This is a genomic window from Bradyrhizobium genomosp. I (2014) (genome assembly GCF_000261685.1).
GTDB lineage: Bacteria > Pseudomonadota > Alphaproteobacteria > Rhizobiales > Xanthobacteraceae > Bradyrhizobium.
The window spans coordinates 1-14,774 of sequence record NZ_AJQE01000302.1; the positions used below are offsets into that span (position 1 = coordinate 1).

Below are 14,774 nucleotides of genomic sequence, written 5' to 3' on the forward strand. Positions count from 1 at the left end.
AATCATCTCGGCCTGTTCATGGGCGCGCGCACCCACGCGCATGCATGGCCCCGGATCGCGGAGTGGCTGCGCGACGATCTGTCGGGCGTGCTGGCCCGCACTGCCTGAGCTTGCCAACGCCGGGCAGGCCAGCCCTGCAAATCCGTTATGCATGACCGCGGATAGCTCGCACGGCACCCGGTCGATGGGCTACATAGGGTCCGGAGCTGACGGCTTCGGCAGCGAAGAGATTTGAGGGTACTGCGCTCGATGACTTTCCATTCGATCTACGCTCACGGATTTGCGCGCGTGGCGGCCTGCGTCACCACCTCCCATGTCGCCGATCCCACGGCCAACGCGAAGGCCGTCCTGGCGGCGGCCGATGCCTGCCACGAGCAGTCGGTGGCGGTCGCCGTGTTTCCCGAGCTGTGCCTGTCCGGCTATGCGATCGAAGATCTGGTGAAGCAGGATCCGCTACTCGATGCGGTCGAGCGCGGGCTCGCCGCGATCGTTGAGGGCTCCGCGGGGCTGCTGACGGTCCTGATCGTCGGGGCGCCGCTGCGCTTTGGTCATCGCATCTACAATTGCGCCGCCGTCATTCATCGCGGCAACGTCCTCGGCGTGGTGCCGAAGTCTTACCTGCCGACCTACCGCGAGTTCTACGAGGGACGGCATTTCGCCTCCGGCGCCGGCATCGTCGGCGAAACGATCGCCTTCGGCGGCCTGCATGCGCCGTTCGGCGTGGATCTCCTGTTCGCGGCCGAGGACGTTCCGGGCCTCGCCATTGGCGTCGAGATCTGCGAGGACATGTGGATCCCGGTGACGCCGGCCTCCGAGCTCGCGCTCGCGGGTGCGAGTGTTCTGATCAATCTTTCGGGGAGCCCGATCACGATCGGCCGTGCGCGCTCGCGCGCGCTGCTGTGCCAATCGACGTCGGCGCGCTGTCTCGCGGCCTACGTCTATGCGGCCGCTGGGGCAGGGGAATCGACCACGGATCTCGCCTGGGACGGCCAGACCTCGATCTACGAGAACGGGGTGCTGCTGGCCGAGGGCGAGCGGTTCCGCCAGGGCGGGCAGATCACGCTGGCCGACGTCGATCTCGACCTGCTCAGGCAGGAACGCGCGCTGATGGGAACGTTCGACGACAACCGACGGCAGCGCGAGGCCTTTTACCGCAACGTGACATTCGCGCTGAAGCCGCCAGCCGCCGACATCGGCTTCCTGCGCAAGGTCGAGCGCTTTCCGTTCGTGCCGAGCGACGAGAGCCTGCTCGAGCAGGATTGCTACGAGGCCTACAACATCCAGGTCGCCGGCCTCGTGCAGCGCATGCGCGCGACGGGCACCAAGCGCGTCGTGATCGGCGTATCCGGTGGCCTCGATTCCACCCATGCATTGATCGTCGCCGCCAAAGCGGTCGACCTGCTCGGTCTGCCGCGCGATAACGTCCTGGCCTACACCATGCCGGGCTTCGCCACCGGCAGCGAGAGCAAGAGCCATGCGCTGGCGCTGATGCAGGCGTTGCGGACGAGCTGGCAGGAGCTCGACATCCGCACCACCGCAACCCAGATGCTGAAAGACATCGGCCATCCCTTCGGCAAGGGCGAGAAGGTCTACGATGTCACCTTCGAGAACGTGCAGGCGGGCCTTCGCACGGATTATCTGTTCCGGCTCGCCAACCATCACGGCGGCATCGTCATCGGAACCGGCGATCTCTCCGAGCTCGCGCTCGGCTGGTGCACCTATGGTGTCGGCGACCAGATGGCGCACTACAACGTCAATGCCGGCGTGCCGAAGACGCTGATCCAGCATCTGATCCGCTGGGTGATCTCATCCAAGCAGTTCAGCGACGACGTCAACCGGACGCTTGGCTCGATCCTGGCCGCCGAAATCTCGCCCGAGCTGGTGCCGGTGCAGCCCGGCGAGAAACCGCAGAGCACTGAAGCGTCCGTCGGGCCCTACGAGCTCCAGGACTTCAATCTGTTCTACACGCTGCGCTTCGGCATGCGGCCATCCAAGATCGCCTTCATGGCGCTCCAGGCGTGGAAGGACGTTGCCCGGGGCGAGTGGCCGCCGGCGTTTCCGGGTGATCGGCGCAAGGCCTATGACCTCAAGGAGATCCGCCGCTGGCTCGAAGTGTTCCTGCGCCGCTTCTTCGCCTTCAGCCAGTTCAAGCGTTCGGCCATGCCGAATGGGCCGAAGGTCTCGGCCGGCGGCTCACTGTCGCCGCGCGGCGACTGGCGCGCGCCGTCGGATTCGAGTGCGGCCGCCTGGCTCGAGGATCTCGAACGCAACGTGCCGAACTGATCGGCGCGGCGGATCGGCATTGTTGGGGAGACGATCTGATGTCGGCCGGGGATGGGATGGAAACGGGTGAGGAGGCCAAGGTCACGAACGGCCTCTACATCTTCGACATCGAGATGCGCGACGGCAAGCGTGGGCAGGCAAGGGGCGTCGCCGTGCTCTGCGACGGTCGCATCATGGGCGGCGACAGCTATTTCTACTACACCGGCAGCTACACGTTCCGGAACGGCAAGTGGCGTGGCGACATGACCGTCAACCAGCACACCGAAGCGATAGGCAGGACGCTCGCGTTCGGCGGCAGGGAGGTCACCTGCGGCTTTTCCGGCGATTATTTTCCCGGCGGTGCCGACGTCGAAGGCATGGCACTGGTCGGCAAGACCAGCGTGACGTTCAGGGCGCGACTGACGCTCAAGAATGCGATGTGAGCGCGAGCCGATCTGCTCACTTGAAGGGCTACGTTCCCGCTCGGGAGCCTTCGCACGGACGATTCCCTCACGGGTGCGACTACATCGGCTCCCGCCCGAAATCGTTTCGATCGAGGACGATGGTTGAACGACAACGCGCCGCCCGGCTGAATCAGCCGGACGGCGCGCTTGCGTTCGATGTCGAAAGTTTCGAGGTCCGGAGTGCCTAGGAGTCCGGACCCCGTCACCTTGCCCCAGCCTTCAATCTCCCGCCCCATGTGGTCCCCCAACCCCATGTTGCGCGATCAGAGGGTGATGCCCGTGGAAGTGGCCGCCGATCGATGTCCCGCGATGTACGCGATGGTCGGTTAGGATTCCATTCCGGATCACTACGGACATGGATACCGCTTGCCATGTGTTGCTTTTGCATCGGCTGCGATCGTGTTGCCTGATCCGCGCCGCGTGGTCGGCAGGATGTCCACACCTCATCGATACGTCGCAATTCGCATTTCACGGGCCTGTCATTGAACTGGTCTAGCGCTGCTCCGTCATCGCTGACGGCCAAGGAGCAAGCCATGTCGAAGCCGGTGTTGGGCGCCGCATTGTCCATCAAATCGATCCCCGCGCATCGCGATTGGCTTCTCGAGCGGCAGCGCGATCTCGAGATCCAGGACTTCTTTCGCGCCGATCTGCTCGATAGCGACTGGCGCGCAACCGCCGGCGAAATCAAGCAGATGCTCGCCGGTCACACCGGCCGGCTTGGTATCCACGGCCCGTTCTGGGGCTTCAAGATCGACAGTCATGATCCGATGATCCGCCAGGCGGTGACCAAGCGCCTGCTGCAGGGGCTGGATGCCGCCGAGTTCCTCGGCGCGACGCAGATGGTGATCCATTCGCCGTTCACGACCTGGGACCACAACAATCTCGATCTTTATCCGGACAATCGCGGCAATCTCGTCGAACGCGTCAAGGCGACGCTCGCCGAGGTGATCGCGCGCGCCGAAACCATCGGCTGCGAGATCGTCATCGAGAACATCGAGGACAAGGATCCGCGCGACCGCGTGCGTCTCGCCAAGGCGCTCGAAAGCAGCAGGGTCCGGGTCTCGCTCGACACCGGGCACGCCAACTACGCCCACATCTCCACCGGCGCGCCGCCGGTCGACTACTATGTCGAGACCGCCGGCGACATGCTGACGCATGTGCACCTCCAGGACACCGATGGCTTCGCCGACCGGCACTGGGCGCCGGGCGAAGGCAATATCCCGTGGGTCGCCGTGTTCCGGGCACTTGGCCGGCTGACTTCAAATCCCAGGCTGATTCTCGAACTCCGCAACCACGACGACGTCCGCGCCGGTGCAGCCCATCTCGCCGCGCTCGGGCTCGCCGAATAACCGACATCCCAAAAAGGGCAGGGTCACCATCATGAGCAAGCTCACCCGTCGCACCATCCTGAAATCCGGCGGCGCTGCCGCAAGCACGCTGCTTCTCCCGCGTTTTGCGATCGCGCAAGGCGACAACCGTCCGTCGGTCACGATCGCCGTGCAGAAGGTCACCAACTCGAACGTGCTCGACGTGCTGCGCGAGCAGTCCAATGTCGGCGAGCGTGTCTTCTTCTCCTCGATCTGGGAAGGCCTGATCTCGAAGAACTGGCGCGGCAGCCTCGAAGCCGTGCCCGGCCTTGCCACTGAATGGCGCCGCATCGACGACCAGACCGTCGAGGTGAAGCTGCGCCAGGGCGTCAAGTTCCACAATGGCGACGAGTTGACGGCAGAAGACGTCGTCTTCACCTTCAGCCGCGAGCGCATGTTCGGCGAGACCGAGGCCAAGAACCGCTCCACCATCAAGGCCTTCGAGAAGATCCCGACGCCGCGGCCGGGCAAGGAGCTGCCGCCTGACGTGCCGGCTGTCGCGCGCCGGATCTGGCCTGACCTCGTGCGTGTCGATGCGGTCGACAAATACACCGTGCGCTTCTACAACGCGACGCCCGACGTCACCATCGAGGGCCGGCTGTCGCGCTACGGCTCCGACATCATGAACCGCCGCGCCTGGGAGGAGTCTGCGAGCTATCTCGACTGGGCGCGCAAGCCTGTTACCACCGGACCCTACAAGGTCGTCGAGCTCAAGCCCGACGTCTCGCTCACGCTCGAATCCCACGACGAATATTGGGGCGGCCGTCCGCCGCTCAAGCGCATTCGCTTCCTCGAAGTCCCTGAGGTCGCGAGCCGTATCAACGGCCTGCTGTCGGGCGAATACCAGTTCGCCTGCGACATTCCGCCGGACCAGATCGCCGGCATCGAGAAGAACGCCGCATTCGAAGTGCAGGGCGGCACCATCCTCAATCACCGCCTGACGGTGTTCGACAAGAACCACGCACAGCTCGCCAATCCGCTCGTCAGGCGCGCCTTCACCCATGCGATCGACCGCCAGGCCATCGTCGACAGCCTCTGGGCCGGCCGCACCCGCGTGCCGAAGGGTCTTCAGTGGGAATTCTACGGCGACATGTTCAACGCCGATTGGAGCGTGCCGGCCTACGATCCAAAGCTCGCGCAGGACCTGCTGAAGCAGGCCAACTACAAGGGCGATCCGATTCCCTACCGCCTGCTCAACAATTACTACACCAACCAGGTCGCGACCGCGCAAATCCTGGTCGAGATGTGGAAGTCGGTCGGCCTCAACGTCCAGATCGAGACCAAGGAGAACTGGTCGCAGATCATGGAGCGCGGGCCCACGCGCGCCGTGCGCGACTGGTCGAACTCGGCCGCATTCAACGATCCCGTGTCCTCGCTGGTCGCCCAGCACGGGCCGAACGGCCAGCAGCAGCAGATCGGTGAATGGACCAATGTCGAGCTGAACAAGCTCTCGGAATTCCTGGAGACCTCGACCGACCGCGCGGCCCGCAAGAAGGCGTTCCGCCGCATGTTGGAGATCGCCGAGCGCGAAGACCCCGCCTACACGGTGCTGCACCAGAATGCGACCTTCACCGCCAAGCCGAAATCGATCAAGTGGAAGGCATCTCCCGCCTTCGCGATGGATTTCCGCGCCGGCAATTTCGAGGCCTGAGGTGCCGCAGCTGATCAGCATCGCAGGCCTGAGCGTCGCCTTCAGCGGCGTGCCGGTCCTGCGCGGCGTCGATCTGGCCTTGCAGAAGGGCGAGGCCCTCGGCCTCGTCGGCGAGTCCGGGTCGGGCAAGTCGGTCACATGGCTCGCCGCGCTCGGCCTGCTGCCGCGGCATGCGCAGGTCTCCGGCTCGGTGCGGCTGGATGGTCGCGAGATCCTCGGCGCGCCGGCGCCCGAGCTCGACCAGGTCCGGGGCGGGCGGGTCGCCATGATCTTCCAGGATCCGGCGAGCGCGCTCAACCCGGTGCTGACGATCCGCAAGCAACTCTGCGAGGCACTGGCACTGCATCGTGATCTCCAAGGCAATGCCGTGAAGGCGGAAGCGCGGCGGCTGCTCGATCTCGTCGGCATCCCAGACGCAGGCCGGCGGCTCGAGGCCTATCCGCACGAATTCTCCGGCGGCCAGATCCAGCGCATCATGATCGCAATGGCGCTGGCCGGAAATCCGGATCTCCTGATCGCGGACGAGCCGACCACGGCACTCGATGCCACCATCCAGGCCCAGATCCTGGAGCTGCTCTCGACGGTCCGCCGCGAGCTCGGCATGGCGATGGTGCTGATCAGCCACGATCTCGGCGTCGTCGCGGAAAACTGCGACCGCGTCGCGGTGATGTATGCCGGCCGCATCGTCGAGGAGGCGCCCAGCAACCAGCTCTTCGCCGATCCCGTGCATCCCTATGCGCAAGGGCTCATCGGCGCGCTGCCGCCGCTCGACGGACCGCGGCGGCGTCTCACCGCGATTCCCGGGACGGTGCCCGATCCGGCGCACATGCCAAGCGGTTGCGCCTTCGCGCCGCGCTGCACGCTGGCGGCCGAACCGTGCGGCCTCTCCGCTCCGAGCCTGGCGCCGATCGCGGACGGCCGCGCCGTGGCCTGCATCCGCGCCGAGGCGTCGCGCCGCGCGCTGCTTGGGATCGCGGCCGAATGAGTCCGCCGCTCGTCGAGGCGTCCGCGATCTCGCGCAGCTATGCGATGCGCTCCGGAATGTTCGGCCGCAGCACGGCCGTTCATGCGGTCGACGGCGTGTCGCTCGCGATTGCCAAGGGCGAGACGCTGGGTCTCGTCGGCGAGTCCGGCTCGGGCAAGTCGACCACGGGTCGCATCGTGCTCGGCCTCGAGCCGCCTGATCGCGGCGAAGTGCGCTTCCAGGGCAAGCCGATGGCTGCTCCCGGGACGACCGCCTGGCGCGCACAGCGTGCACGCATGCAGATGATCTTCCAGGATCCGCTTGGCGCGCTGGACCGGCGTTTGCCGGTCGGCACCCAGATTCGCGAGCCACTGGACATTCACGGCGTCGGCACGCCGGCCGAGCGCGAGGAGCGCGTTCGGGAGCTGCTGCGCGCCGTCGAGCTGACGCCGGCGCACGGTACGCGCTATCCCGGCGCGCTGTCCGGCGGGCAACGCCAGCGGATCGTGCTGGCGCGGGCGCTGGCGACCAAGCCGGATTTCCTGGTCTGCGACGAGCCGGTCAGCGCGCTCGACGTCTCGATCCAGGCGCAGGTGGTGAATTTGCTCGCCGATCTGCAGGCGCAGCTGTCGCTGACATTGCTGTTCATCAGCCACGACCTGCGCGTCGTCAGGCAGATCAGCAATGTCGTTGCTGTCATGTATCTCGGCCGCATCGTCGAGATCGGCAGCGCCGACGACCTGTTCGCGCGGCCCGAGCATCCCTACACCCAGGCGCTGGTCTCCGCGTCGCCCGCGCCGGGTCGCCGCAGCGCCGGCCGCATCGTCCTGTCGGGCGATCCGCCGAACCCGGCCGCGCGTCCGCAAGGCTGCGCCTTCCACCCGCGCTGTCCGCGCGCCGTCGCGCGCTGTGCGAGCGAGGTGCCGATACTCGCGGCCGTCGGCGGCAACAGGCAGGTCGCCTGCCATCTCGTCATGGGCGCCGCGACGCGGGACGCGGCGTGATGGGACGCTATTTCGCCATTCGGATCGGACGTGCGGCGCTGACGATCGTGCTTGTCGTCACCTTCGCCTTCGTCGTGCTTCGCCTCTCCGGCGATCCCGCGCTGATGATCCTGGGACCGGAGGCGCCGCCGGAGGTGCTCGCGGCGTTTCGCAAGGCCTGGGGCCTCGATGACCCCATCTGGTTTCAGTATCTCGACTATTTCGGCGCCATCGCCAAGGGCGAGCTCGGCCGCTCCATGCGCGACGGACGGCCCGCGATCGAGCTCGTGCTGGAGCGGATTCCGGCGACGCTGGCGCTGACCCTGCCGGCCTTCGCCTTCAAGATCGCGCTCGGCATTCCCGCCGGCATCTACGCCGCGCTGCATCGCGGCTCGGCGATCGACCGCGTCGTGATGATGACGGCGGTGGCCGGCTTCACCGTGCCAAGCTTCGTGCTCGCGCTGCTGCTGGTGCTCGTCTTCGCCGTGCAGCTCGGCTGGCTGCCGTCCGGCGGGCAGGACAGCTGGCGCCACGCCATCCTGCCGATCGCAACGCTGAGCCTCGGCGGCGCCGCCGTGCTGGCGCGCTTTACCCGCAGCGCCATGCTGGAAGTGCTGGGCCAGCCCTATATCCGCACCGCCTCGGCCAAGGGCGTGCCGTGGCGCAAGGTGGTGACGTCGCATGCGCTGCCGAATGCGGCGATCCCGACAGTGACCATTCTCGGCTTCATGGTGGGGACGCTGATTGCAGGCGCAGTCGTGGTCGAGAGCGTGTTTTCCTGGCCGGGCGTCGGGCGCCTGCTCGTCGTCGCCGTCGCCAATCGCGACCTTGCCGTCGTGCAATGCATCCTTCTGCTCGTCGCGATGACCATGGTGACGTCCAACCTGATCGTCGACTTCCTCTACGGCTTCCTCGACCCGCGGCTGCGCGCGAAAGAAGGCCACGCATGACCGACGCGACGCTGAAGGACACCGAAGCGTTTTCAAGCGAAGTGGATATCGGTTCGCGGAAAGAAAACGCGTCAAAACTAGAATCTAGAGCCCCGTTCCGATTTCATCGGAACGGAGGGGGCTCTAGCGTTCGTCGCCGTATCAGCCTGCCGGCAATTCCGGTCTCGGTCGCGCTCGCGGCCGCCTGGATCATCGCGATGCTGCTGATCGCGGCGTTCGCGGAGAAGATCGCGCCGTACGGCTTCACCCAGCTCGACCTGCGCAACCGGCTGGCGGCGCCCGGCAATGCCGCACACTGGCTGGGCACCGATGAGCTCGGCCGGGACGTGCTGTCGCGGCTTCTCGTTTCCATCCGCATCTCGCTGCTGATCGCCTTCGGCGCCACCGCGATCTCGGCGATCGTCGGCACCACGCTGGGCTTCCTCGCCGCACATTTCCGTGGGGCCGTGGAGCAGCTGGTGCTGATGCTATCCGACTTCCAGGCCAGCATGCCGTTCCTGATCATGGCGCTGGCGGTGCTCGCCTTCTTCGGCAATTCGCTGCCGCTCTTGATCGGCCTGATGGGCCTGTTCGGCTGGGAGCGCTATGCCCGCATCGCGCGCGGCCTCGCCATCTCCGCCAATGCGCAAGGCTACGCCGCCGCCGTCAGGCAGCTCGGCGCAACGCCGTCGCGGATCTACCTCCGGCACATCCTGCCCAACATCGCCTCGACCCTGATCGTCTCGACCACGCTGGTCTTCCCCGAGGTCATCCTGATGGAATCCGGGCTGTCCTTCCTCGGCCTGGGCGTTCAGCCGCCGATGACCAGCCTCGGCAACATGGTCGGCTACGGCCGCGAATATCTCACCCGGGCGCCCTGGATCATGCTGGCGCCGGCCACCACCATCGTCGTCACCACGCTGGCGGTTTCCGTCATCGGCGACTGGCTGCGCGACCGGCTCGATCCGACGCTGCAATAGCCCGCTGATCTCGTGTCCCGGACGCGCGGAGCGCGAGCCGGGACCCAGAGGGCCACAAACTTGCAGCCACGTGGGCCCCGGCTCTGCAGCGCACCGTCGAAGAGACGCTGCGCTGCGTCCGGGGCACGTGAGGGACCCCGCGCCGGGAGCAGGGGAGCCCTGTCATGTCCAAGTTCCCGTTGCGCGCGCCCAGCCCGTGCGCTATCCGGCCGGAAAGGCCTGAGGCGGCTTCCATATTTTCCCGCCCGGCCGCCAAACCCGAGGACGGAAACCGCCATGCCAGCCTATCGCTCCCGCACCACCACCCACGGCCGTAACATGGCGGGCGCCCGCGGCCTCTGGCGCGCGACGGGCATGAAGGACGCCGATTTCGGCAAGCCGATCATTGCGGTCGTCAACTCCTTCACCCAGTTCGTGCCGGGCCACGTTCATCTGAAGGATCTCGGCCAGCTGGTGGCGCGCGAGATCGAGCAAGCCGGCGGCGTCGCGAAAGAGTTCAACACCATCGCGGTCGACGACGGCATCGCCATGGGCCATGACGGCATGCTCTACAGTCTGCCGTCGCGCGAGCTGATCGCCGACAGCGTCGAGTACATGGCCAACGCCCATTGCGCCGACGGCCTCGTCTGCATTTCCAACTGCGACAAGATCACGCCGGGCATGCTGATGGCGGCGCTGCGGCTCAACATCCCCGCCGTGTTCGTTTCGGGCGGACCGATGGAGGCCGGCAAGGTCAAGCTCCAGGGCAAGACCAAGGCCGTCGATCTCATCGACGCCATGGTCGCGGCCGCCGACAGCAAGGTCAGCGACGACGACGTCAAGGTGATCGAGCGCTCGGCATGCCCGACCTGCGGCTCGTGCTCGGGCATGTTCACCGCCAACTCCATGAACTGCCTGACGGAAGCGCTTGGGCTTGCGCTGCCCGGCAACGGCTCGGTCGTCGCAACCCATGCCGACCGCAAGCGCCTGTTCGTCGAGGCCGGACACACCATCGTCGATCTCGTCCGCCGCTGCTACGAGCAGGACGATGCGTCGGTGCTCCCGCGCAACATCGCCAACTTCAAGGCCTTCGAGAACGCGATGACGCTCGACATCGCGATGGGCGGCTCGACCAACACCGTGCTGCACCTGCTGGCCGCGGCCCATGAAGGGCAGGTGGCGTTCACCATGCGCGACATCGACCGTCTGTCGCGCCGTGTGCCCGTGCTCTGCAAGGTCGCGCCCTCAGTGGCCGACGTGCACGTCGAGGACGTGCACCGCGCCGGCGGCATCATGGGCATTCTGGGCGAGCTCGACCGCGCGGGCCTGATCGACACCTCGGTCTCGACCGTGCATGCGCCGACGATGGCGGACGCGCTGGAGCGCTGGGACATCAAGCGCAGCAAGAGCGAGGCCGTGCGCACCTTCTACCGCGCCTCGCCCGGCGGCATCCCGACCCAGGTCGCCTTCAGCCAGGAGCGGCGCTACGACGAGCTCGATGCCGACCGCGAGAAGGGCGTCGTGCGCGATCTCGCGCACGCGTTCAGCAAGGACGGCGGCCTCGCCGTGCTCTACGGCAACCTCGCGCAGGACGGCTGCATCGTGAAGACCGCCGGCGTCGACGCCTCGATCCTGAAATTCTCCGGCCCCGCGCGCGTGTTCGAAAGCCAGGACGCAGCGGTCGATGGCATTCTGGGCGGCAAGGTCGTCGCGGGTGAGGTCGTGGTCATCATCTATGAAGGCCCGCGCGGCGGCCCCGGCATGCAGGAGATGCTGTATCCGACCAGCTATCTGAAATCGATGGGCCTCGGAAAGGCTTGCGCGCTCGTCACCGACGGCCGCTTCTCCGGCGGCTCGTCCGGCCGGTCGATCGGCCACCTGTCGCCGGAAGCCGCCGAGGGCGGCAACATCGGTCTCGTGCGCACCGGCGACATTATCGCCATCGACATTCCGAACCGCAGCATCAGCCTCGAGGTTTCCGACGAGGAACTCGCCAAGCGCCGCGCAGCGGAGGAGGCGAAGGGCGATGCCGCCTGGCAACCGCAGAGCCGCAAGCGCAACGTCTCGACCGCGCTGCAGGCTTACGCCGCGCTCACCACCAGCGCCGCGCGCGGCGCGGTGCGCGAGGTGAAGCGGCGCTCGAGGTGAGCGCCGGACCGGCGCTCCATAGGCTGGATCGAACCTAAAAGCGCGATGCGATGAGGATGCATCGTTGTCGCGCATCAGGTTGTTGCTAAAGACACGGCCCCCGCGTTCTGGGGCTTGGGCATTCGGGGTGAATGCGGGGGCCGTTTGCGAAGTGGGCGCCTGACGCGGGCTTCCGCCGCCAGGCATTATCAATCTAGTATATTATTTCAGACCGTTCCACTATTTAATTTTATTTATTTATATTTTATTTATGATTTGACTGTGCGATCCTGAAAAATCATCGAAGTCCATTTTTCGATCCGGCAGAGCCGAGTCACCGTAGCCGATTGCGGCCGCAACTGCCCGGATTGCCAGTGGCGGAGCAAGTCATGAGTCCCTCTCCATCGCTCGTACCGCAAGTTACGACAGACCGGGACGTGTATCTCGTGCTCGATGATTTCGGCCGGCGGCTCGGCCGTGCCTGGTGCGAAACTGCCGAGGAGGATGCCAATCGCGCGACCCTGCTCAGACATCTCGTGGAGGGGCAATACCTCCATCCCGCGCGCATCGTCGCCTTCAACACCGCGGAGGGGTGGTCACGTGATGCCACCGCGGAGATTGCAGACGAGTTGCGCCGCCGCTTTGTCGAATTCAACGAAACGGATCCCTCGCTGCTGGAGTTCCTGGAAAGGGCGGCGAGGCACTGAAGCAGGCTCGCTCCGAGGCGAATGAACGCTTCGCAACGGCGCCCGGGCGGAATGCCGTCGTGCACAGCAACGATCGCTGATGCAGCACGCGCCGCATCAGGGCGCATGCACATCGTGCGCGTTAACGCGCCTGGTCAATGAGTCCTTACCGGCCGGCTGCAAATGGCTGCTCTCGTTAAGGATGCCTCCACGAACTTCGGCAGGCCATGATCTTGCGGCGTATACTGCTGCCACATTCGCAAATTCGTTTCGGGCAACTTGGGCACCACCACAATGTCTCGTACTCTCGCTGTCGTTTTCTCAACGGCTGTCGCCGCGATTTCCATGACGGGCGCTGCCTTCGCCGGCTGCTACAATTGCTACGCACCGCCGCCGTGCACGACCTGCTACCAGCAGCAATACGTTCCGCCGCAATACCGCACTGTCGACGAGACCGTCATGGTCTCGCCGGGCTCCGTGGTCGCGCATCGCACGCCGGCGCAATACCGCACCGTGATGGTGCCGCGGACCGTGATGGTGGCGCCGCCGAGCGTCCAGTACGAGCGCATCCCCCCGCAATACGCCACACGCCAGCGCGTCGAGATGGTCTCGCCGGGCTATTCCTATTACGCGCCGGTGCAGATGGGCTGCGCATCCTGCGGCTACTGAGCCGACGCAACGACGAAGATTGGACGCGGCGCTTTCCAGGGCGCCGCGTTTTCTCTTGCGCACCGCATAAGGCAAGGCGGTGGTGGGGCAGGGGCGTTAGCACGGTTCGAGAACTGCCAAGAGCGGGGGAAGCAGGTCGACGAACTGACTCGCGCGGCTCTGCTCGAGATGGCCGCGAGCTATCGGCACGAGGTTGAGAAGCGATCGTCACCGCGAAACTGACGGTCTCCTGCCTTCCGACACCTGCGACGGGCCGTAGCTCGTGCGCGTTATTGAACCCAAGCGATTGACCATTTGACTCCGGACAGCGCTCCGCCTCGATCGCATCATGCGAGCTCGAGGATTTGCGTTCGCCAGATGCGCGACAGGGTGTCCGCAGTGTTCCGGCTTACTGCGCCGACTATCGGTGTAGCCACAGCGCGGCACTTGGTGCCGACTGCCGGCCGCACGACATGCGGCTATCGGATATCGCGTCGCGCTTCGTCTGTCGTGCTTGCGGCAGGCGGGGCGCCGAGGCCAGACCTGACTTCGAGACAGGCCGCAGACCGCCATTGACGGGGTATCGAAATACTATCTGAGTGCTTGGTACGGTGGTGCACCTTCCATGTGAGGAACGGTAGCGGCGACAAGCGAGTTGTCTCAGCGCCGGTCGCCCCGTTAACCGGCAAATGCGGCCCCGGCCTCAAGCCCCCCCCAATTGCCCAGCCGGGGCCGCTCTCGTCGAACAGGAGTGCAGAGCCGCGCTTTGTTGGTCCGCTCCCGTACGATGCCCCCCGATGTGATTTGCGATGCCGCGAATTCTTTCTAAACCTCATGCCGCCGGGGCTGGAACATACTTCACGAATTTATACTCCTCCGGTCAAAGGCCGCAGCGGCGTTCGCTGCGGCCTTTCGCCTAACATGGAGCGCAGGATGAAAAGCGAAACTTGCTTGATTGTTCGTACCCCTCCCGGTCGGCAACTGGATTTGTTGCGCGGGGAAGCGTCTCGTGTCGCAAAAGCAAACGAGGTGAATTGGTATGCCGACCGCGCCGACATCGGCACGCGTTTCTGTTTTGACAATGACAGAGCGAAAAAGGCCTTCGCTCTAATCTGCGACGACATCGGCATTTCGTACCAAGACGGTTAGGGCGCTCCGGCATCGCGATCTCACTGGACACCTGATGCCGAACATGCAGGGCGAGGCAGCCGCGGCGGTTGACGACGCCATGCGACCCGCCATAAACAAGCGAACCGACGACGTTGGGTGGCAAAGCGGTAGCAGAGTCGTCGAGATGTTCTCTGCAAAGCGACGAAAAGCCCAGCAATTTCAAGTCTCGGAAGGGTGGCCGAGTGGTTTAAGGCACCGGTCTTGAAAACCGGCGTGCCCGCAAGGGTACCGTGGGTTCGAATCCCACCCCTTCCGCCAGTATATTGTTCACCGCTCCTCCAAACCGCGGCGGCCAAACCGTTGAATGCTCTGCTTTTTCGACGGGCGACCCGGGTTCTGCTGAAGTAGCTACGGTGAAAAGCTACCAATTAGCCCGCGGCGCGAGAGAAGCCTGAGAGCATGATACTTCGCATCCTTAGTCAGCTCGAGTTGCCTCGATGTCTGTCCCCGGTCCCTCCTCTGCAATGACGCCAAGACAACGCAGCTGAAAAATGAGGCGCCCAGAGCAGCGGCGCAGAATGCGGGCCAAAGCGCCGCCGATCGTGTCCCAAGGAGTGGTGTAGC

General features: G+C 65.5%; 12 protein-coding genes and 1 tRNA gene. All 13 read left to right on the top strand.

All coding sequences use genetic code 11. The features are described 5' to 3' along the window. The first annotated feature begins 249 nt into the window (after positions 1–249). Positions 250–2,283, top strand: coding sequence for an NAD(+) synthase (locus tag IC50_RS27985; protein WP_035712349.1), 2,034 nt, complete (start codon positions 250–252; stop codon positions 2,281–2,283). Positions 2,284–2,321: 38 nt separating this feature from the next. Beyond that, positions 2,322–2,705 (top strand): GrlR family regulatory protein, encoded by a 384-nt coding sequence (locus IC50_RS27990; RefSeq protein WP_035712351.1) that lies wholly within the window; start codon positions 2,322–2,324, stop codon positions 2,703–2,705. Positions 2,706–3,259: 554 nt separating this feature from the next. After that, positions 3,260–4,075: a sugar phosphate isomerase/epimerase family protein gene (locus tag IC50_RS27995; RefSeq protein ID WP_035712353.1), complete on the top strand. Its 816-nt coding sequence runs from the start codon at positions 3,260–3,262 to the stop codon at positions 4,073–4,075. Between the two features lie 31 nt (positions 4,076–4,106). After that, a complete protein-coding gene (locus tag IC50_RS28000) occupies positions 4,107–5,744 on the top strand; it encodes an ABC transporter substrate-binding protein (RefSeq protein ID WP_035712367.1) in 1,638 nt (545 codons plus the stop codon). Between the two features lies 1 nt (position 5,745). After that, positions 5,746–6,729: an ABC transporter ATP-binding protein gene (locus tag IC50_RS28005; RefSeq protein ID WP_035712355.1), complete on the top strand. Its 984-nt coding sequence runs from the start codon at positions 5,746–5,748 to the stop codon at positions 6,727–6,729. Next, a complete protein-coding gene (locus IC50_RS28010) occupies positions 6,726–7,712 on the top strand; it encodes an ABC transporter ATP-binding protein (protein WP_035712357.1) in 987 nt (328 codons plus the stop codon). The genes IC50_RS28005 and IC50_RS28010 overlap by 4 nt, the downstream gene beginning before the upstream one ends. Further along, the gene (locus tag IC50_RS28015) at positions 7,712–8,641 is read left to right on the top strand and encodes an ABC transporter permease (protein WP_035712358.1); all 930 of its coding nucleotides are present in this window, start codon (positions 7,712–7,714) and stop codon (positions 8,639–8,641) included. Before IC50_RS28010 ends, IC50_RS28015 begins: the two co-directional genes overlap by 1 nt. Beyond that, positions 8,638–9,600 carry an ABC transporter permease gene (locus IC50_RS28020; protein WP_085973991.1) on the top strand — a complete coding sequence of 321 codons (963 nt, stop codon included), beginning with the start codon at positions 8,638–8,640 and terminating at the stop codon, positions 9,598–9,600. The genes IC50_RS28015 and IC50_RS28020 overlap by 4 nt, the downstream gene beginning before the upstream one ends. A gap of 276 nt (positions 9,601–9,876) precedes the next feature. Continuing rightward, positions 9,877–11,727: a dihydroxy-acid dehydratase gene (ilvD, locus tag IC50_RS28025; RefSeq protein ID WP_035712361.1), complete on the top strand. Its 1,851-nt coding sequence runs from the start codon at positions 9,877–9,879 to the stop codon at positions 11,725–11,727. 425 nt (positions 11,728–12,152) lie between these two features. Next, positions 12,153–12,413, top strand: a complete 261-nt coding sequence (locus tag IC50_RS28030; RefSeq protein ID WP_244429668.1) for a hypothetical protein — start codon at positions 12,153–12,155, stop codon at positions 12,411–12,413. A 324-nt stretch (positions 12,414–12,737) separates the two neighbouring features. Next, a complete protein-coding gene (locus tag IC50_RS28035; RefSeq protein ID WP_035712366.1) occupies positions 12,738–13,061 on the top strand; it encodes a hypothetical protein in 324 nt (107 codons plus the stop codon). Between the two features lie 912 nt (positions 13,062–13,973). Beyond that, on the top strand, positions 13,974–14,189 hold the full coding sequence (locus tag IC50_RS28040; protein ID WP_035712371.1) for a hypothetical protein: 216 nt from the start codon (positions 13,974–13,976) through the stop codon (positions 14,187–14,189). A 189-nt stretch (positions 14,190–14,378) separates the two neighbouring features. Further along, positions 14,379–14,468 (top strand) — tRNA-Ser (locus IC50_RS28045). Positions 14,469–14,774: the final 306 nt, after the last annotated feature.